Origin of the sequence: Coprococcus sp. AM14-16 (genome assembly GCF_003434675.1) — a bacterium.
Taxonomy (GTDB): domain Bacteria; phylum Bacillota; class Clostridia; order Lachnospirales; family Lachnospiraceae; genus Coprococcus; species Coprococcus aceti.
The window spans coordinates 878,768-898,545 of the sequence record NZ_QTLL01000001.1 but is presented as its reverse complement, the minus strand read 5'-3'; the positions used below and the strand labels follow the sequence as shown (position 1 = coordinate 898,545).

Genomic DNA, 19,778 nt, shown 5'->3' with positions numbered 1-19,778 from the left:
ACTATCTTTTATTTATTCATATTCTTGTTCGCAGCGGCAAGCATGAGCTTGATTCTGTTGACCTGGTTGACCTCGGATGCACCAGGATCATAGTCGACTGCCACGATGTTTGCCTCAGGATATGCTTCACGCAGATGCTTGATAACACCCTTGCCTACGATATGGTTAGGCAGACATGCAAATGGCTGAGCGCACACGATGTTAGGGGCACCGCTCTTTATGAGCTCGATCATCTCGCCTGTAAGGAACCATCCCTCACCATTCTGGTTTCCTATGGATACGATAGGCCTTGCATACTCGGCAAGTTTTTCAATATGAGCTTGGGCCTCGAAACGCTTACTCTTCTCAAGTGCATCCCTAGCAGGTTTTCTGAAAGACTCCAGAACCTTTATAACAGTGTTGCTGACTATGGCGCCCTTCTTGGTCTTGCCGAGGAACTCATAGTTGTAATTGTTGTTGTAGAAGCAGTACATGAAGAAGTCCAGAAGATCCGGCATAACTGCCTCTGCACCTTCTGCCTCGAGCAGGTCAACCAGATGGTTGTTGGCTGATGGCAGGAATTTTACTAGGATTTCTCCGACTATACCTACTCTAGGCTTTTTGATATCAAGGAGTGGAAGAGTGTCGAAGTCGTGGACGATTCCCTGTATATTTTTCTTGAAAACTGCATTGCTTCCGGTCTTTGTGAGACTTTCCAGACATATCTTCTTCCACTTCTCGTGGAGTGCATTTGCCGAGCCCTTTTCCTTCTCATAAGGTCTTGTCCTGTACAGACATCTCATGAACACATCACCGTATATCAGAGCCTGCATAGCACGCTTTACTACCTTGTAGCTTATCTTAAAGCCTGAGTTCTTCTCAAAGCCTTGGGCTGACAACGCTATTACAGGAATCTGTCCGTAACCAGCCTTTGAGAGAGCACGTCTGATAAATCCAACATAGTTGGTTGCACGGCATCCGCCTCCTGTCTGGCTCATGATGACAGCAAGCTTGTTTACATCGTACTTTCCTGATGTTATGGCGCTCATCATCTGTCCTACAACGATAAGAGATGGGTAGCATGCGTCGTTGTTTACATATTTCAGACCAACATCTATCGTCTCCTTGGTTGCATCCGGCAGGATCTCAATGTTGATTCCCATGCACTTGAATGCAGGTGCAAGAAGATCGAAATGGATAGGAGACATCTGAGGTGCAAGAACTGTATAGTCCTTCTTCATCTCCTTGGTAAATTCTATTCTGTTGATGGCACTGCTTGACGGACATGTCTTGTAGTGCTGTTCATGTCTTGAGTTGACCGCGCTTATGAGGGATCTGATTCTGATCCTTGCTGCACCTAAGTTGCTGACCTCATCGATCTTGAGGACAGTGTATATCTTGCCTGACTTGGTAAGTATATCGTTGACACAGTCAGTTGTTACAGCGTCCAGACCACAGCCGAATGAGTTGAGCTGTATGAGCTCTAAGTTGTCACAGGTCTTGACGTAGTTGGCTGCCTTGTACAGTCTTGAGTGGTACATCCACTGGTCGGAGACAATAAGAGGTCTCTCGACCTTGCCAAGGTGTGCGACTGAATCCTCGGTAAATACAGCAATCTTGTATGAGTTGATGAGCTCTGGGAGACCATGGTTGATCTCAGGGTCCAGATGATATGGACGACCAGCCAGAACTATGCCGAGCATGTCATGTTCATCAATGTATCTGAGGGTTTCTTCGCCTTTTGCACGTACATCTTCCTTGACTTTCTCTGCCTCTGCGTACGCCGCATGTATGGCGCTTCCAATCTCGTCCATTGTCACATCATAGTACTTGGACATCTCACGGTACATACGTTTTACGAGAGCTTCCTCGTTGTCCAGGGCCACAAATGGTCTGATGAATGTTATGTCGTCAGCCTTGAGTTCCTCCATGTTGTTCTTGATGTTCTCTGCATAAGAAGCAACGATAGGACAGTTGTAGTGATTGTTTGCCTCAGGAGTCTCGTTCATTTCATATGGTACACATGGGTAGAAGATGGACTTGATTCCATTTTTCAGCAGCCACATAACGTGTCCGTGTGAGATCTTGGCAGGGTAACACTCTGACTCACTAGGTATGGATTCGATACCCAGGCTGTATATGTTTCTCGATGACTTTGGAGACAGTACAACTGAGAATCCAAGCTTTGTGAGGAATGTGTGCCAGAAAGGATAGTTTTCGTACATGTTGAGTACACGTGGAACACCTATCACGCCGCGCTTTGCCTCCTCAGGCTTAAGTGACTCATAGCCAAATATTCTTCCAAGCTTATATTCAAAGAGGTTAGGGATGTTGTCTGCGTTCTTCTTCAGACCTACACCCTTCTCACATCTGTTTCCGGTGATGAACCTCTTGCCGTTTGAGAATTTGTTTATTGTAAGGAGACAGTTGTTTGTACATCCTTTACATCTTGTCATGGAGCTCTCATATGTGAGCTTTCTTATCTCCTTGATAGGGAGCATAGTCGTGACAAATCCCTCTTTGTACTTGTTCCTAGCGATGAGGGCAGCACCAAAAGCACCCATGATACCTGAGATGTCAGGTCTTATGGCTGTTCTTCCTGATATGACCTCAAAACTCTTTAAAACCGCATCGTTGTAGAAGGTACCACCCTGAACCACGATGTTTTTGCCGAGATCCTTAGGATCCGTGAGCTTTATAACCTTGAGCAGGGCGTTCTTGATAACAGAGTATGCAAGTCCGGCTGATATATCAGCCACGGATGCGCCCTCCTTCTGCGCCTGCTTAACCTTTGAATTCATGAAAACGGTACATCTTGAACCGAGGTCTATAGGTGTTCTCGCTGTGATGGCGATGTGCGCAAAATCTGCTATGTCATAGTTCAGTGACTTCGCAAATGTCTCTATGAATGATCCACATCCTGATGAACAGGCCTCGTTCAGCATAACGTTATCTACAACGCCGTTCTTGATCTTGATACACTTCATATCCTGACCGCCGATATCAAGAATGCAGTCGACCTCAGGGTCGAAGAATGCTGCGGCTGTGTAATGGGCTATTGTCTCAACCTCACCGAAATCCAGAGAGAGAGCCTGCTTGATAAGAGCCTCACCGTAACCAGTAGAACATGAGCCTGCGATCACTGCGCCCTCAGGAAGCTTGCTGTATATATCCTTTATAGCTCTGATGGTGGTGTTAAGTGGACTTCCGTTGTTGCTGCTGTAGAAGTCGTAGAGCAGTTCACCGTCAGAACCGACAAGTGCAACCTTTGTGGTGGTTGAACCGGCATCGACACCGATGAAACAGTTTCCTTTATATGTTGCGAGATCACCGCGCTTTACGGCGTACTTGTTGTGATCTGCCTTGAATTTCTCGTAATCTTCATCGCTCTCAAAGAGTGGCGCAAGTCTCTCTACACCTGAGGAGAGGTTGAGCTCCTGTGAGAGTGCATGTATAAGCTCTGAAAGTGTCATGGATACCTCAGGCTTGGAGTTCATGGCGGCACCTACGGCTGCAAACAGATGTGAGTGTCCCGGATCTATGATGGCATCACCTGTCAGGTTAAGAGTTCTGATAAATGCATTCTTCAGCTCCGGGAGGAAGTGAAGAGGACCGCCCAGGAATGCAACATTGCCCTTGATAGGTTTACCACATGCAAGACCGGATATAGTCTGGTTGACAACGGCCTGGAATATGGAAGCGGCCAGGTTTGGCTTTGTAGCTCCCTCGTTGATGAGTGGCTGTATATCTGTCTTGGCAAATACACCACATCTTGCAGCGATAGGGTAGATGGTATCGTAATCCTTTGCATAGTCGTTAAGACCTGATGCATCGGTCTGCAGAAGTGTAGCCATCTGGTCGATAAATGAGCCTGTACCTCCGGCACAGACACCATTCATACGCTGCTCTATTCCGTTTGTAAAATATATGATCTTGGCATCCTCACCGCCGAGCTCTATGGCAACGTCGGTCTGTGGTGCATAGTCCTGCAGTGCCTCTGATACACAGACTACCTCCTGTGTAAATGGCACACCGATGAGCTGGGCGAGAGCCAGTCCACCTGAACCGGTTATACATGGATTGACCTCGTTCTCGCCGAGGGCATCCTTTGCTTCCTGTACAAGATCTTTAAGTGTTTCTTTGATATTTGCAAAATGTCTTTTGTAATCGGAGAAAAGTATCTTGCCCGCCTTATCAAGGACAGCAACCTTAACTGTTGTTGATCCAATATCAATTCCTAATGTGTACATAAAACAACCCTTCCAATTTCTTTTGTGTGTTGAATGTGTTTGATTTCGACATTTCTGCCGATAAAGCTACTTTATTATAGTGTAGGGTTTAAAAAAATACAATGACTTTATAAAAACTTAACCATTACCAGAAAATGTAAAAATAAAAGTTTTTTGCAGGTAACTATATCATCGGAGGTGAATATATTATAAAAAAGCCTTTCAGGGGTAAGCTATGAATTTTGATACCTGTAACGGAGTTATCCATGTAGTGAAGAGAGGGGACACACTGTATAAGCTGTCCAGGATATACAAGGTAAAGCTCAGCGACATCATATCAGCAAACCCGTACATCAACGTATACAATATGCAGCCGGGGGATGAAGTGTGTATTCCCGTGATCATGGAGGAAGATTTTCTTATATATACAGTGCAGGATGGAGATACATTTGAGGATGTCCTTAAGAATACCGGAGTATCTCCGGATGATCTGTTCAAATTCAATCCGGATCTTTACAAGATGGCCATTGCCGCGGACATGGAGATAAAGTATGTGGACTTTCAGAAGTAGATGGATGCACATGGCTGTATGATATCTGTCCAGGCTGCCGGTTTATAGCTGGCAGCTATTTTGCTGTTATCCGCCAGGTTAGAAAAACTTAATTATTCTACTGTTGTAAACTCATTTTTTATATTATATAATTCAAAAGGTGTAGTTTAAAAAAGTATGACAGGAGTTTTTCTATGAATATAATAAGTAAGATCGAGAAGAAGTTTGGCAGATACTCCATTCGAAACCTCACATTATACCTCATCATAGGCTACGGTATAGGATATCTGTTGTTCATGTTCCAGCCAAAGATACTGTTCATGTTGACACTTGATCCGGCGGCGGTAATGCATGGACAGGTGTGGAGACTTTTCACATGGATAATCACACCACCGGTATTCGGTGTCGATATATTCACGATAATCATGCTGATATTTTACTACAGTCTGGGATCTCTGCTGGAACGTACTATCGGAACATTCCTTTATAATCTGTACATGTTCAGCTCCATGCTGTTTACCATGATCGGTATAATGCTTGCACACATATTCTGTACCTATATCATAAGGTATGATTACGCGAGCTCGACTGGTTATTTCGCATATGCATCGACATATTATATATTGATGTCCATATTCCTTGCTATAGCGGTATGCTATCCTGACATGAGCGTGTTATACGCCATGATCATACCGATCAAGATGAAGTATCTCTCGATACTGTATATCGTCATTATAGCGTATTACTTCATCAATGAGACATTTATGGGAAGAGTGAACATAGCCATGTCACTTGTGAGCTTTGTGATATTCTATCTGAGCACGAAGAACTTCAGAAAGTTTTCGCCAAAGCAGATGAAGAGGCGGCGGAATTATAACAGGCAGGTGCGGACAGCAAAACAGGAGAATATCGGACACAGATGCGTTGTGTGTGGAAGAACGGACAAAGATTATCCTGATCTGCAGTTCAGGTACTGCTCAAAGTGTACAGGTAACAAGGAGTATTGTCAGGATCATCTGTTTACTCATACACACAACTAGGATATATGATCAAAGATTTATAAAGAAGATAAAAGAGGAAGTTTATTATGTATAATGAAGAGAAGAAGCTTATAACCGATATACAGAGAAAGAAGGATCTGGACAGGAATCTTGCACTGTTTGCAGGGGTGGCATCGAAAGCAAATTATGAATATGCATGCCACAAATTCACCTTGAATTACCTGACACTCAAGGACATGCATATGGATGGGGATGTCCCTGATGATCCATATATCGCTCAGTGCCAGGCTGTGATCGACAAGCTGATAGGCGACTTTGTTGTGGGAGATAAGACGGTGTGCGAGGATGCTGACATGAAGCTTATATCGGATGTCAGGAACACCATAACAGCCAAGATGAAGGTGCTCACATCATACACGGATGCATTTGAGATGTATGAGTATATTTTAAACAGGAAAGAATACAGTTATCCGGAGAATGTTGACGAGGAGATACAGAAGGAGCTTAAGGAGCTCGATGAGGCGGGCGTCAGTGACTTTGCAGAAGAGATATACAGATTTGTGTTCGCAGATCAGGACAAGGTTGCCATCAACTCCAAACTGCAGTCCATCATAGGACAGCTCCCGATACGTATGACAAAGAACAGATTCTATGACATTCTGGGAGAAACTCTTGATATATATAATGGAGTGGAGAAGGAGTCTCTTGACCAGTTTATTGAGATGATCGAGAATACTGCTCTCATAAGACTTCCAGAGGGATTTGAGACAGAGTACCCTGAACTACATGAGGCGCTTGAGGTCTTAAAGGCCGGTGATTACACTGCTCTTGATTACGATGGTTACAGAAAGCTCACTGATGTGCTGGACAGAAGTGCAGCATTCCTGAATTCGGTTGTGACTGAATATATGCTCATCATAGAGCTTGTAAACGATCTCTATGTTATGATGCTTGCGCTGGATTCAAAGAAAGGCGTATCTGAGAGCTGTAAGAAAGCGATGACTGTCATAGAGAAGGCTGTCGCTGACGACGGAGAGCATCTTGAGGATGTATATGCACTCCTTGACGATATCGTCGGAGAACAGGAGCTGGCAGGAGAGCATAAGGTAATGCTTGAGTCTGCTGTGTACGACATCTCAACCGGTTACACCGATGATATTGCCGCAAATGAGCTTCAGGATACATACAGAGATCTGGAGATCATGGATAAGCTTCTCTCGGGAAGTATGTTTGTGGATATAGACAATATAGCTGTGATGGGCGTACTCAATGTGGATACTGATTATATAGCTGCATGTAAGGAGAAGCTGACAAATGAGTTTGCAGATCTGTTTGCAGCCAACTCAATGACAGTCAACAGAGCCATCATGGCAAAGATACTCTCCAACATACCTGTTTTCTTCAACACCACTGATGAGATCAGGGAATATGTAAACGGATCTCTTTCGAGATGCAGGGAAAAGAGTGAACTTCTTGCGGACTATATTGTTATAAAGCAGATGATGGAAGAATAAACTGTTTATTACAGGTGATTGAATATGGTCATTGATGATAAGTTTTATGTTGGTGGAGCCCGGGACCGGCAGATCATAAGGATGGTCAGAGGAATAAGGCGCTTCCACAGAGTAAAATATGTGCCTGGAGTGTTCGTTATCACACTTCCGTTGTTTGGAGATGGGATTCTGGAGATATATGAGTTGAATGAACTCAGGCAGAAGATCTACACTGACATGGGCGATGCTATACATATTGTCGGTGCAGCTCCAAGCAGATTCCAGGCTGTACTGCTTGTCAGGGATATAATAGATGATATATATAAGAAGACCGGGGATGTTGATGTGGAGAGATTTTTTGCATCGTGACCAGATAGTCTCTGGGTCTAAGGGGATGGAGCATGCATATTGTTTGGTTGATATTGAAGATACTGCTCATAGTTATCCTGTCGCTGGTGGGACTGGTAGTGCTTCTTGCACTTCTCGTATTGTTTGCGCCGGTGAGATATAGGGCGTATGTGAAGAAGGATGATGACATATTTGCGAAGTTCTCTGCCAGATGGCTTGGTTTTGTCCTGTGTTTTAAGGTTTTGTATGATTCGGACGGCCTTCGGTACAGGCTGAGGCTGTTTGGCGGAACCATCATGGGCAGCGAAAAAAGTGCCATACCAGAGCCGGAAGAAGAGGTATATTCTGAACCCGGGGAATACAGTCGGGCTGAGACAGAGGAAGAGGCTTCTGACAGTCCGGGATATGAAGACTATCCATCGGTGGAGCCGGAGGACAGGCAGTTTCTTCTTGAAGACAGCGAATTTGAGGAGCCCGTACCGGGGCCGCTCATCAGGCTGGGCAGAAGGATAGACAGTATGGCAAAGACGGTTGTATCGAAGTTCAAAGATCTGTCAGAGAAGTTTGCCAGTCTGAAAAAGAAAAAAGATGGCTATACTAAGCTTGTACACAATGTCAGAACAAAGGAAGCCATGAGAGTTTTCAAGGTTGAACTGATAAAGGTGTTAAAGCATCTTAAGCCCACAAAGCTTAAGGGGCAGATCATATATGGTGCGGATGACCCGGCAACAACAGGTGAGCGCCTGGGGTATATGAGCCTGCTTTTCCCGCTATACTATGATAATATAGATATAACACCGGATTTCTCTGAAGCCCGGCTGGAGGGAGACCTGTTCATGAAGGGCAGGATAAGACTTGGAACAATCGGCTGGAGCGTGCTGAAGGTGATCTGGAACAAGAATGTCAAGATAACTATTGCTCGATTAAAAAAGATATCAGGAGGAAATTGATATGGCAAATATGAATATTGAGGGAACACTTGGTTCTATGTTTAAGGGAATGGATGGCTTTATATCATCGAAATCGGTGGTTGGAGAGCCTGTGTATGTCGGTGACACGATCATTATTCCTCTTGTAGATGTCAATTTTGGTATGGCTGCCGGAGCGTTCAATAAGCAGGACGGCAACAAAGCTGCCGGAGGAATCGGAGCAAAGATGAGCCCGTCTGCTGTTCTTGTCGTCTCAGGAGGAAATACGAGACTTGTAAATCTCAAGAACCAGGATGCCGTAACAAAGATCATAGACATGGCCCCAGAGGTCGTAGATAAGGTCGTGGGTCTGTTCAAGAAGGACAAGACAGAGGAAGAGAAGAATGTTGACAAGGCGATAAATGATGTCGCACAGTCAGAGGAATCTGTCACAGAATAATAAATATCAGAATATATAATATAAGTAAGATTCAGTGCGTTGGGAAATGCATTATTAAAAAGTCACCACATATAATGATAATAAATCATTATGGTGGTGATTTTTTATCTGGAAAAAATTCACAGGATTTGCGTTTTTCTTCACAGCGGTGGGAGTGGTTATAGGATATTTCATAAGTGGATTTGTGGAATTTCTCATAATCGTTATATTATTGCTGTTATCTTATATATTCTCCTGCAGATAAAAAAATAAGAGTGATGATCCTTGAGGATCATCACTCTTATTTATACCAGAACTGAATCGGTGATATTATGCAAATATTATGCACGCTCGACCTTACCAGATCTTAAGCAAGATGTACAAACATAGATCTTCTTTGGTGTACCATCAACTACAGCCTTAACAGACTTAACATTTGACTTCCACATCTTGTTTGCTCTTCTATGAGAGTGGCTCACTTTGATACCGAAATGAGCACCTTTATCACAAATTGAACATTTTGCCATAATAGCACCTCCTTCAATGAATAAACTAACTTTCTTCCTAAGTTCACAACAAGACATATAATAGCAGATTATTTTTCCATATGCAAGCAAAATATTTATTTTTTATTGGAAATGAAGAAATACTATAGAATAAAATTAGATTTATGCTATAATTGATGAGTAATTGTGTTTATAAGTCGGTAGATATGATGAACACTGGTGACTTTGTTAGAAAGGAGTCGTGTATGAAGGAATATATTAATAGCGATAACGGTAAAGTAAGTATAGATGAGAGTGTTGTTGCACAGGTTGCAGGACTTACAGCCCTTGACTGTTTTGGAATAGTAGGAATGGGAATAGTCAGTGTCAAGGACGGAATTGTAAAGCAGCTCCGCAGAGACAATGTTTCTAAGGGCGTAAATGTACGTTTTGATGAGAATGGTGATATAGTCATTGAGCTGCACATAGTTGTTGCTTATGGCGTTAGTATAAAGGCTGTCACAGACAATCTTATGCAGTCGGTAAAGTACAAGGTAGAGGATTTTACGTCGTTTAAGGTCAGCCATATCAATGTCTATGTTGAAGATGTTAAAGTACTTGATTAGTTTGGAGGATAGAGTAAAGTGAGTAATACGATTGATGCGCTTGCACTGAAGAAAGCATTTATTGCCGGTGCCAATAATCTTGATAAGAACAAGGAATATATCAATGAACTTAATGTGTTCCCTGTGCCTGACGGAGATACAGGAACTAATATGACGCTGACAATCCTGTCTGCAGTGAAGGAGGTTGAGGCGGCACCTGATGATATGAAGTCCATAGCAAAGGCCATGTCCACAGGTTCGCTCAGAGGCGCCAGAGGTAACTCAGGTGTAATTTTGTCACAGCTTTTGAGAGGATTCAGCAAGAAAGTGCAGGACGCAAGGACCATAGATGTTCACGTTATAGCAGATGCTTTTCAGAAGGCTGTGGAGACTGCATATAAGGCTGTCATGAAGCCTAAGGAGGGAACGATTCTCACAGTTGCCAAGGGCGTGGCGTCCAAGGCAAGGGAGTGTGCTGATGCAGATATGTCCCTTGCACAGTTCTGTGACGAGGTTATTGAATATGGAGATGCCGTTCTTGATTCCACTCCTGAGATGCTTCCGGTTCTGAAGGAAGCCGGCGTGGTCGATTCAGGTGGACAGGGACTCATGGTGGTGCTCAAGGGTGCTGTCGACTGTCTCATGGGCAGAGTTACAGTTGAACTCAGCAAGAACACAGGAACAGTGAATGTGGCAAGAACATCCACAGGCGCAGGCAACGATTCCATATCCACAGCGGATATAAAGTTTGGATATTGTACAGAGTTTATTATCAATCTTGAGAAGCCATATGGCGAGGCTGAGGAGGATGATCTGAAGAGCTTCCTCGAGTCTATAGGTGACTCGATAGTATGTGTATCTCTTGATGATATAGTTAAGATACATGTGCATACCAACCATCCTGGTCAGGCATTTGAAAAGGGTCTTACACTTGGATACCTTACTAATATGAAGATAGACAACATGAGGATAGAGCATCATGAGCGTGTTATCGGTCAGGCAGAGCGCGATGAGGCCGAGAAGCAGGAGGAAGAGAGACAGCACAGAAAGCAGGAGCATAAGGAGCCTCGTAAGAAGTATGGATTTATTACAGTATCCATGGGTGATGGTCTCAAGACTCTTTTTGAAGAGCTTGGAGCAGACCGTGTTATAGAAGGCGGACAGACCATGAATCCAAGCACTGAGGATATGCTCAATGCGATCGATGATGTGAATGCCGAGAATATATTTATACTCCCGAACAATAAGAATGTTGTTCTTGCGGCTAATCAGGCTGCAACTCTGTGTGAAGATAAGAAGATAATTGTGATTCCAACCGCGAATGCTCCTCAGGGCATAAGCGCCATGATCGCATTCGACAGTACAGTCGATGTGGACGAGAACAGATCTGCCATGAAGTCGGCTGTCAAGAATGTCAAAAGCGGACAGGTAACTTATTCCGTAAGAGATACCTCGATCGATGGAAAGGCCATCAAGGAGGGTGATATCATGGGTATCGGCGATAAGGGGCTTGTCAGTGTTGGAAATGATATAGAGAATGTAACATTTGAACTGATCGCAGATGCGGTCGATGAGGATTCAGAGGTTATAAGCATATATAATGGTGCTGATGTGTCTGAGGAGGATGCGCAGAAGCTTGCTGGCAGAGTGGAGGAGGCATATCCGGACGTTGATGTGCAGTGCTACTATGGCGGACAGCCGATATACTATTATATAGTATCTGTGGAATAACTTTCTGTGTATCTGTGAGATCCGTTGTGAAGAGGTGTATGTATGGAATTGAATGACTCCATAAAGACAATAAAAGGCATAGGTGACAAGACTGCGTCGGCATTTGCCCGGCTTGGGATAGAGACGGTGAACGATCTGCTTCTCAATTACCCCAGGACATATGTCACCTATGAGGATCCGGTGGATATATCAGATCTGCAGGCGGGAAGCAGGCAGTCCGTGAGGGCTGTTGTGAACAGCCGTGCGGAGGTCAGAAAAGTACATGGACTGACCATAGTAATATTGTACGCAAAGGATTTCTCTGGGACAATTAAACTTACCTGGTTTAATTGTCCTTTTTTGCGTAATTTCTTTCATATAGGTCAGGAGTTTGTGTTTGTAGGAAATGTGGCTTATAAGGGCGGTATGATGACCATGACGCAGCCGGAATACTACACTGATGATAAATACGGCGAACTTACGCATGTTTGGCAGCCGGTGTACGCGGTAACGCCCGGTATAACCTCAAAGACCATACAGAAGGCTGTGAGAGGCGCAGAGGAAGCCATAGACAAGCTTGAGGATTACCTGCATGACAATGTGCTTGATGAGTACCATATTATGGGTATACAAAAGGCTATCCACTCGATTCATTTTCCTCAGGATGAGCAGAAGCTCAAGGGGGCTGTGAAGAGGATGGCATTTGATGAATTTTACAGCTTTATATCAAACCTTCACAGGATAAAAGACGACAATGTGTATGCAGAAAATACATGTATAATAAACTGTGATGAGGAGGTCAGGACGTTTATTGAGAACTTGAGGTTCAAGCTTACCGGGGCGCAAATGAATGCGGTGCGTGATATGCTTGACGATATGCGCTCTGAACATGTCATGAACAGGCTGGTTCAGGGGGATGTCGGATCAGGAAAAACCATAGTTGCAGCAGCCGGATTATACGCAGTGGCTGCAAGTGGCTATCAGGGAGTGATCATGGCACCGACTGAGGTTCTGGCGGTTCAGCATTACAAGGAGCTCAGTTCACTGTTTGAGCCATACGGAATATCTGTGGGACTTCTGACTGGTTCCATGACAGCGAAAGAGAAAAGAGAGATGTACAGCCGTATCAAGAATATGGATGTGCAGGTTGTGGTCGGAACACATGCCCTCATACAGGACAAGGTGGAGTATGGAAGACTGGCGCTTGTTGTAACTGATGAGCAGCACAGATTCGGTGTAAAGCAGCGCGAGAGACTTGCGTCAAAGGGAGAAGCTCCGCACACGCTTGTTATGAGTGCCACACCTATTCCGAGAACCCTTGCGATCATCATGTATGGCGATCTTGACATTTCAGTTATAGATGAGCTCCCGGCGGGAAGAATCCCGATCAAGAACTGCGTTGTGGATGAGAGCTACAGGAAGACGGCTCTCGGCTTTATCATGAAGGAGGTCTCACAGGGGCATCAGATATATATAGTCTGCCCGATGGTGGAGGCCAGCGAAGTTCTGGACGATGTTGCAAATGTGACCGAGTATACGGAGGAGCTGAAGAAGTCCATCAGGGATGGATATGGCGCTGACACTTCGGTGGTATGTTTGCACGGTAAGATGAAGGCGGAGGAAAAGAACAGGATACTCCAGGACTTTGCGGATGGTAAGATAAGCATTCTTGTCTCAACTACGGTCATAGAGGTTGGAATAAACAATCCAAATGCCACAGTTATGATGGTGGAGAATGCAGAGCGTTTTGGCCTTGCGCAGCTCCATCAGCTCAGGGGACGTGTAGGAAGAGGAAATCTCCAGTCGTACTGTATTTTCATGAGCGGAAAAAAGGATAAGGATACTATGGAGAGACTGAATGTTCTGGAGAAGTCAAATGACGGCTTCTATATAGCCGGTGAGGATCTCAAGATGAGGGGCCCGGGAGATTTCTTTGGAATAAGACAGAGCGGGGAGCTGATGTTCAAGGTTGGGGATATATACAATCATGCTGACATGCTTAGGGCGGCGCAGGACGTATACGACCGCTATGGACAGGAGATAGATGCGAAACTGATAAACAAAGGGGATGACAGGCTGTACACTATGCCTGTATTATAAATAAAAAAAGGGGGTATACCATGAAAAATAAGAAAACGATAGTTATGGGAATAATTATTGGCATTTTGCTGATAATTATAGCGGTTATGGGATATGTGATCGCTTCGGGAAAGAAAGGTGATTCCGTTAAGAAAGAAACGTTGCAGGAGACTTCTGCAGGCACAGAAGAAGTGAAAAGTGCTGACAATACGGGCGATACAACTGAGTCGTCAGAAAAACAGGATGACCAATCCTTGGATATTGCAGGCGATTTCTATGCTGAGATAGGACATGATACCACGTGGGAGGCAGATGGCAAAAAGTGTGCTACAGAGAGCATTAACATATATAACAACACATCTGCGTCTGCAAAGGATTGGAAGCTTGAGATTACATATAAGGGAACTCCGGCTGTAGATCAGATATGGGGCGGAGAGTACAAGATATCAGGCAAAACAGTGTCAATAAAGGCTGTGGATTACACCCAGGAGATACCTGCTAAGGGCAGTATCAACCTCGGATATAATTTCTCTTCAGATGACCTCGCCGTTGAGAAATACGTGCTGTATGTAAATGACACACAGTACAGCGGAGATGGTCTTAAGATGGTAGCTTCAGCGCCTGAGAAGACCGACAGCAATGAAACAAGCGGAGACGGGAAAAATACAGAATCCGCTGCCACTGAGAAGAAAAACAATACAAATGTTCCGGGAGAGATCCCATTTGAAACACATGGAAAACTTTCGGTAAAAGGAACGGATATAGTGGACATGAATGGAGACAAATATCAGCTTAAGGGTGTCAGCACCCATGGAATCACATGGTTCCCTGATTATGTGAATAAGGAAGCCTTTGAGACTCTGCGGGATGACTGGGGTGCAAATCTTATAAGACTTGCGATGTATACGGATACAGGAGACAGCTACGGATACTGCAGTGGCGGAGATAAGGACGAGATACTTGCTCTTGTCGACAAAGGAGTTAGTGCAGCGACTGAGCTTGGCATGTATGTCATAGTTGACTGGCACATACTAAGCGACAGTGATCCGAATAATCATATAGATGATGCAAAAGAATTCTTTGACAAGGTATCTAAGAAATATGCGGCACAGGAGAATGTCATATATGAGATCTGCAACGAGCCGAATGGTGGAACCCAGTGGAGCAGTGTCAAGTCGTATGCCGAGACTATAATACCGGTCATCAGGGCAAACGACAAAGATGCTCTGATAATCGTGGGAACTCCAAACTGGAGCCAGGATGTCGATATTGCGTCACAGGATCCGATAACCGGTTATGACAACATCATGTACGCAGTGCATTTTTATGCGGCTACCCACAAGGATGACCTGAGAAATAAGGTTAAGACGGCTCTGGACAACGGACTTCCTGTATTTGTGAGTGAGTTCAGCCTGTGCGATGCATCGGGCAATGGAGGTATTGATTACGATTCATCTGACGAGTGGTTCGAGCTTATAAACGAGAATAATCTCAGCTATTCATCATGGAGTCTGTGTAACAAGAATGAGACATCGGCACTTATAAAGTCTGATTCAACAGCCACGGGCAACTTTTCCGATGGAGATCTGTCGGATACCGGAAAATACGTGAGAGACAGAATAATGGGAAAATAGAGTGAAGATTGGAAGCTCTTCTTGTAATTTCGCAGAAGGCATGGTATAAGAATGTCTGGCGGAGAACGTTTACAATAAACAGTACATATAGATAGGAGATTAATATGAGGGTTATTGCCGGTAGTGCAAGAAGTCTGAAGTTGGTGACGGTTGATTCGATGGATACCAGACCAACAACGGACAGGATAAAAGAAACCTTGTTTAATATGCTCTCAAATGATATTCCGGGATGTCGGTTCCTTGATGTGTTCAGCGGAAGTGGAGCTATTGGAATAGAGGCGCTCAGCCGTGGGGCAGACATGGCAGTATTTGTTGAGAACAGCAGAAAGGCAGTGGAGTGTATCAATAAAAACCTTGCGTTTACAAAGCTTGCCGACAGGGCGCAGGTATTGTCAGCGGATGCTGTTCAGGCAGTGGGGATGCTGGGGAGACAGGGGAAGGCATTCGATGTAATATTTATGGATCCTCCATATGGAAAGCTTTTGGAAAAGGCTGTGCTTGAAAGGCTTGCAGGTTCACCTCTGATGGATTATGACACAATGGTCATTGTGGAGTCGGATCTTGACACGGATTTTGATTATCTTGATGATCTGGGACTGGAGCTTTATAAGACGAAGAAATATAAGACCAATAAACATACATTTATATATAGGAGACTGGAAGATGAGTAGAGCTATTTATCCGGGAAGTTTTGATCCGGTGACACTTGGCCACCTGGATATAATTAAGAGATCTGCGGAAATGTTTGATGAGCTTATAGTCGGGGTGCTCAATAATACCGCAAAATCTCCATTGTTTTCTTTGGAAGAACGTGTTAATATGTTAAAGAATGTAGTCTCAGATATCCCGAACGTGAAAGTTATGGGTTTTGGAGGACTGCTGGTGGATTTTGCAAGACAGAACGACGTGAAGGTCATAGTGAGAGGCCTTCGGGCTGTGTCGGATTTTGAGTATGAATTACAGATTGCCCAGAGCAACAGGAAAGTTGCCCCGGATATTGACACGGTTTTTCTTGCAACCAGTATTGAGTATTCGTACCTTAGCTCAAGCGTGGTCAAGGAATATGCGAGCTTTGGTGTGGATGTACATGATTTTATCCCGGAGGAGATTAGGGATACATTGAGAGACCGATATTCGACAGACAGAGACTGACAGACGAAGGAAGAATTTTTGGATAGATTATTAGGAGGAGAAAAACATGGCAAGAAAAGGTATTGAAGAGATGATCAGTGAGATAGAGATATTTATTGACAATTGTAAGTATCAGCCATTGTCATCCAGTAAGATTATTGTACCAAAGGAAGATCTGGAGCAGATGGTGGGCGAACTCAAGCTCAAGCTGCCTAATGAGATAGAGAGATGTAAGAAGATCATGAGAAACAAGGAGGCTATACTTGCAGATGCAAGAGCGAGAGCTGATTCTATCATCACAGAGTCTGTTGCAGAGGCAAACAGACTGGTTGATCAGAGCCAGATAGTTGAGCTTGCCAACATCAGAGCGAATGAGATAACAGACATGGCGAGAAGTCAGGCTGAACAGATCATCGCTGAGGCGAATGCAGATGCCAGGGAAGTCAGAGCAGGTTCTATGTACTATTCAAAGGACAAGCTCACAGAGATCAGCCAGTATATAAATGCAACACTTCAGGCAGAGAGAGCAAACTATGAGAATCTCATTAAGTCTCTTGAGGACAATGCGGCAAGAGTTGCTGACAATATGGCAGAGCTTGATTCAAGCATAGCTCAGATCAATGGCGTTCCTGAGCAGGTACAGCCAAGTGCTGACGATTCAGCATTTGCTGATGATGACAACACAGATTACAATGTATACGGCAAGACAGAGTATTCATCAGACGACTCTGACGATGAGGATTATGATGACGAGGATGATGATGAATATGACGACGAGGATGAGGATGATGAGGAGTTCCTCGACGAGTAATCACGCCAGATGATACAGGATGTATTTACAGAAACATCATATAGAAAATGAAACACAGGAAGGCACATACTGTTTTCCCTGTTGTGTATTTTATGAATGACAGCCCGGATATTCTTATCATATCACGGCTTTGGAACAAGGCTGATAGCCCTCCAAAGGCAGTGAGTGAGAGAATGAGGGCTGTCTTTATTTTTGTGGAAATATCCATGCCGTATAATATTGGAACACCGCTGCCTATCTCCAGATATGCGGATATGATGGTGCATGCATCGCCTGAAAAGTATCTGCACATAAGATTTCCTGCAATGGCAAATATGACCATGTACACACCGATCACAGTTATATTGTGTACCGAGCTGCTTATTATGTCAGAATACGTATTTTCTGGATTCCCTGAATTGGGGCTCTGGTTGTCTGATGATACCTGGACTGTTGCGGCAGTAAGCAGCTCCGTGGAAGTGCTGGAGCGGTGGGATGACATACATGACAGAGTAAGCGCTATTACAGTATAAATGATCTGTGGAAGATATACAGCCTCGATCAGCCGTGCAAACGATATATATTCCATCAAATGATCCCTGTATATGTAATTGTAAAGAAACATCGGACTTATATTGTTGCACATCGGGAGTAGGCTCTGACATACGTTTTCAGAGATGATCCTCTTTCGGTAAAAGAAAGCTATGATGATCGTGCCTGTGGGAAAACCGCATAGCAGGCCTATTATAAAGATGATCGCATATGCGCAGCATTTTGATACCTGTATCGATCTGAGAAAGCTGGTTATAACACCGGTCAGCAGCATAAAGGGGAGCAGAATAGGCACAATGGATGAGTACCATAGCTGTAACCCCTGGGTGCATCCGGATCTGATGATGTCTGAATTTAAACATGCAAATATTATAATTGAAGCTGTTAGAATTATATAACATACGTTCTTCATATGCCAATTGTATTCATTTTATAGAGCAAATATGATAAATAAGAATATGTCATATAACTATGACAGGTTGTTCAAAATCGGTCTTTATACTGATTTTGTATTTGTTGTATACCATGTTTCTGTATATGTCTGCGGCTTTTATGTCGTATGAGAACATGGACAGACCTGTGGAATCTGTATTTTTGTATATCTCGGCTGAACGGGTTATGATCGGTACCTGCGAAGCCTTTTTCATGCTTTTTATCACGGCACCTGCATCTTTTTTTAGTCCAAGAAGCTTGATGTAGGCTATCCAGCCGTTTTCTTTAAAATGGGAATAGTCATCACATCTCAGGTCTGTGATGGTGTGCAGCAGACCTCTCTGAATGTGCGTGAGAGTATAATTCCTGCATTTAAGTGCTGTTGCGGTCTCAGTAAAGGATAGATTTGTGTCAAGCCTGGAGAGACGGTTGCAGAGATCTCTATCCATGTCAACGATGTCATCCGTGCACGGAGCAAGTATCCTTCGTGCTGACAGGAGATGAGACAGGTCGTCGTCGAACATCGGAAATGACTTTCTGTACGCGTTTTGCAGGATGTTGTAGCAACTGTCAGGAATGTGGCGCCTTAAGCTTTCAACATCACTTGACCGGAGTAGCTCACGTATGGCTGAGGCCGAACAGATGTCGTTGTCGGTGGCAGTGCTGTTGTATTCTGATAAGATCCTTCTGATCGGGACAGTTTTGATCCTGGAGTCTGTCTGTATAAGAGTAGCAATATACTCTATGGCCAGAATGTTGTTCGGGCTTGCCAGGATACGGTCAAGATCAGCGCTGGTATAACCGGTAAGGTTCTGGTTCTGCAGATACTCGGAGATGGCGGCTGCTCTGGCTGATCCATATGAGATGCCCGAAGATACGGATTTTTTTATGGATTCCGATACCTGTGGCGGTTCATTGACGGTGAGTTCGGCAATTTTTTGCAGAAGATCAATGTCATCACATTCTGCGCCGAATGAGATATAGTCTATGCCATCAAGAGCGTTCATCATGCAGACTGCGGCATGTGCATAGTCTCTGGCACTTGATGATGCGTATACAAATGGAATCTCGAACACAGCGTCTACACCGCATCTCAAAGCGATCTCGGTTCTTGTGTGCTTATCTGCTATGGCAGGAACGCCTCTCTGAAGAAAATTGCCGCTCATAAAGCATATGACATGTTCGGCACCAGTTAGAAGCTTCGCCTGCTGTATCTGATATTCGTGTCCCTTGTGAAATGGATTGTATTCGCAAACTATGCCTACTGTGCTCATGGCTCCTCCTTGAAATGCGTGTTTTATAACCTGTCACGATTTATAATGCCTTTGTCGGTAAAGTTTATTCTATCTTAATAATTAATGGCTGTAAAGTGTGTTATAATGACGGACATAAAGATGTTAAGTGAAAAATTCA

17 protein-coding genes are annotated in these 19,778 nt (G+C 44.1%); 14 read left to right on the top strand and 3 right to left on the bottom strand.

The window, feature by feature from the left end; genetic code table 11:
* Positions 1 to 8 precede the first annotated feature (8 nt).
* A complete protein-coding gene (locus DW159_RS04065; RefSeq protein WP_117549023.1) occupies positions 9 to 4,229 on the bottom strand; it encodes a 2-hydroxyacyl-CoA dehydratase in 4,221 nt (1,406 codons plus the stop codon).
* Positions 4,230 to 4,443: 214 nt separating this feature from the next.
* Between DW159_RS04065 and DW159_RS04060 the strand changes: the two genes are divergently transcribed.
* From DW159_RS04060 to DW159_RS04035, 6 genes are all read left to right on the top strand, one after another.
* Entirely contained in the window at positions 4,444 to 4,779 is a 336-nt protein-coding gene (locus DW159_RS04060; RefSeq protein WP_117549022.1) for a LysM peptidoglycan-binding domain-containing protein, read from the top strand.
* Positions 4,780 to 4,952: 173 nt separating this feature from the next.
* Positions 4,953 to 5,798 carry a hypothetical protein gene (locus DW159_RS04055; protein WP_022216549.1) on the top strand — a complete coding sequence of 282 codons (846 nt, stop codon included), beginning with the start codon at positions 4,953 to 4,955 and terminating at the stop codon, positions 5,796 to 5,798.
* Positions 5,799 to 5,845: 47 nt separating this feature from the next.
* Positions 5,846 to 7,273 carry a hypothetical protein gene (locus DW159_RS04050; protein WP_117549021.1) on the top strand — a complete coding sequence of 476 codons (1,428 nt, stop codon included), beginning with the start codon at positions 5,846 to 5,848 and terminating at the stop codon, positions 7,271 to 7,273.
* Positions 7,274 to 7,297: 24 nt separating this feature from the next.
* Entirely contained in the window at positions 7,298 to 7,621 is a 324-nt protein-coding gene (locus DW159_RS04045; RefSeq protein WP_015534869.1) for a hypothetical protein, read from the top strand.
* A 32-nt stretch (positions 7,622 to 7,653) separates the two neighbouring features.
* Positions 7,654 to 8,550 (top strand): DUF2953 domain-containing protein, encoded by an 897-nt coding sequence (locus DW159_RS04040; RefSeq protein ID WP_117549020.1) that lies wholly within the window; start codon positions 7,654 to 7,656, stop codon positions 8,548 to 8,550.
* Between the two features lies 1 nt (position 8,551).
* On the top strand, positions 8,552 to 8,968 hold the full coding sequence (locus tag DW159_RS04035; protein ID WP_117549019.1) for a GerW family sporulation protein: 417 nt from the start codon (positions 8,552 to 8,554) through the stop codon (positions 8,966 to 8,968).
* 320 nt (positions 8,969 to 9,288) lie between these two features.
* Here the strand turns inward: DW159_RS04035 and rpmB are convergent, their stop codons facing one another.
* On the bottom strand, positions 9,289 to 9,474 hold the full coding sequence (gene rpmB / locus DW159_RS04030) for a 50S ribosomal protein L28 (protein WP_015534872.1): 186 nt from the start codon (positions 9,472 to 9,474) through the stop codon (positions 9,289 to 9,291).
* A gap of 224 nt (positions 9,475 to 9,698) precedes the next feature.
* Between rpmB and DW159_RS04025 the strand changes: the two genes are divergently transcribed.
* The 8 genes from DW159_RS04025 to DW159_RS03990 all read left to right on the top strand — a co-directional run bounded on the left by DW159_RS04025 (position 9,699) and on the right by DW159_RS03990 (position 17,914).
* Positions 9,699 to 10,058: an Asp23/Gls24 family envelope stress response protein gene (locus DW159_RS04025; RefSeq protein WP_015534873.1), complete on the top strand. Its 360-nt coding sequence runs from the start codon at positions 9,699 to 9,701 to the stop codon at positions 10,056 to 10,058.
* Between the two features lie 18 nt (positions 10,059 to 10,076).
* Positions 10,077 to 11,768, top strand: a complete 1,692-nt coding sequence (locus DW159_RS04020; RefSeq protein WP_117549018.1) for a DAK2 domain-containing protein — start codon at positions 10,077 to 10,079, stop codon at positions 11,766 to 11,768.
* A gap of 42 nt (positions 11,769 to 11,810) precedes the next feature.
* Entirely contained in the window at positions 11,811 to 13,847 is a 2,037-nt protein-coding gene (recG, locus tag DW159_RS04015) for an ATP-dependent DNA helicase RecG (RefSeq protein WP_117549017.1), read from the top strand.
* Positions 13,848 to 13,867: 20 nt separating this feature from the next.
* On the top strand, positions 13,868 to 15,460 hold the full coding sequence (locus DW159_RS04010; protein WP_117549016.1) for a cellulase family glycosylhydrolase: 1,593 nt from the start codon (positions 13,868 to 13,870) through the stop codon (positions 15,458 to 15,460).
* Between the two features lie 104 nt (positions 15,461 to 15,564).
* The gene (gene rsmD / locus DW159_RS04005) at positions 15,565 to 16,131 is read left to right on the top strand and encodes a 16S rRNA (guanine(966)-N(2))-methyltransferase RsmD (RefSeq protein WP_117549015.1); all 567 of its coding nucleotides are present in this window, start codon (positions 15,565 to 15,567) and stop codon (positions 16,129 to 16,131) included.
* Entirely contained in the window at positions 16,124 to 16,612 is a 489-nt protein-coding gene (gene coaD, locus DW159_RS04000; protein ID WP_117549014.1) for a pantetheine-phosphate adenylyltransferase, read from the top strand. The genes rsmD and coaD overlap by 8 nt, the downstream gene beginning before the upstream one ends.
* A 46-nt stretch (positions 16,613 to 16,658) precedes the next feature.
* A complete protein-coding gene (locus DW159_RS03995; protein WP_117549013.1) occupies positions 16,659 to 17,402 on the top strand; it encodes a hypothetical protein in 744 nt (247 codons plus the stop codon).
* Positions 17,403 to 17,608: 206 nt separating this feature from the next.
* Positions 17,609 to 17,914 (top strand): hypothetical protein, encoded by a 306-nt coding sequence (locus DW159_RS03990; protein ID WP_133300870.1) that lies wholly within the window; start codon positions 17,609 to 17,611, stop codon positions 17,912 to 17,914.
* Positions 17,915 to 18,394: 480 nt separating this feature from the next.
* Here the strand turns inward: DW159_RS03990 and DW159_RS03980 are convergent, their stop codons facing one another.
* On the bottom strand, positions 18,395 to 19,639 hold the full coding sequence (locus DW159_RS03980; protein ID WP_117549011.1) for a tRNA(Met) cytidine acetate ligase: 1,245 nt from the start codon (positions 19,637 to 19,639) through the stop codon (positions 18,395 to 18,397).
* Positions 19,640 to 19,778: the final 139 nt, after the last annotated feature.

Excerpts from the sequence above, each read along its gene's own strand:
- DW159_RS04035 (WP_117549019.1), top strand. The coding sequence starts at position 8,552 with ATGGCAAATATGAATATTGAGGGAACACTTGGTTCTATGTTTAAGGGA.
- rpmB (WP_015534872.1), bottom strand. The coding sequence starts at position 9,474 with ATGGCAAAATGTTCAATTTGTGATAAAGGTGCTCATTTCGGTATCAAA.
- DW159_RS04065 (WP_117549023.1), bottom strand. The coding sequence starts at position 4,229 with ATGTACACATTAGGAATTGATATTGGATCAACAACAGTTAAGGTTGCT.
- DW159_RS04010 (WP_117549016.1), top strand. The coding sequence starts at position 13,868 with ATGAAAAATAAGAAAACGATAGTTATGGGAATAATTATTGGCATTTTG.
- DW159_RS04060 (WP_117549022.1), top strand. The coding sequence starts at position 4,444 with ATGAATTTTGATACCTGTAACGGAGTTATCCATGTAGTGAAGAGAGGG.
- DW159_RS03990 (WP_133300870.1), top strand. The coding sequence starts at position 17,609 with ATGCCGTATAATATTGGAACACCGCTGCCTATCTCCAGATATGCGGAT.
- DW159_RS04050 (WP_117549021.1), top strand. The coding sequence starts at position 5,846 with ATGTATAATGAAGAGAAGAAGCTTATAACCGATATACAGAGAAAGAAG.
- DW159_RS04055 (WP_022216549.1), top strand. The coding sequence starts at position 4,953 with ATGAATATAATAAGTAAGATCGAGAAGAAGTTTGGCAGATACTCCATT.
- DW159_RS04045 (WP_015534869.1), top strand. The coding sequence starts at position 7,298 with ATGGTCATTGATGATAAGTTTTATGTTGGTGGAGCCCGGGACCGGCAG.
- rsmD (WP_117549015.1), top strand. The coding sequence starts at position 15,565 with ATGAGGGTTATTGCCGGTAGTGCAAGAAGTCTGAAGTTGGTGACGGTT.
- coaD (WP_117549014.1), top strand. The coding sequence starts at position 16,124 with ATGAGTAGAGCTATTTATCCGGGAAGTTTTGATCCGGTGACACTTGGC.
- DW159_RS03980 (WP_117549011.1), bottom strand. The coding sequence starts at position 19,639 with ATGAGCACAGTAGGCATAGTTTGCGAATACAATCCATTTCACAAGGGA.
- recG (WP_117549017.1), top strand. The coding sequence starts at position 11,811 with ATGGAATTGAATGACTCCATAAAGACAATAAAAGGCATAGGTGACAAG.
- DW159_RS04025 (WP_015534873.1), top strand. The coding sequence starts at position 9,699 with ATGAAGGAATATATTAATAGCGATAACGGTAAAGTAAGTATAGATGAG.
- DW159_RS03995 (WP_117549013.1), top strand. The coding sequence starts at position 16,659 with ATGGCAAGAAAAGGTATTGAAGAGATGATCAGTGAGATAGAGATATTT.
- DW159_RS04040 (WP_117549020.1), top strand. The coding sequence starts at position 7,654 with ATGCATATTGTTTGGTTGATATTGAAGATACTGCTCATAGTTATCCTG.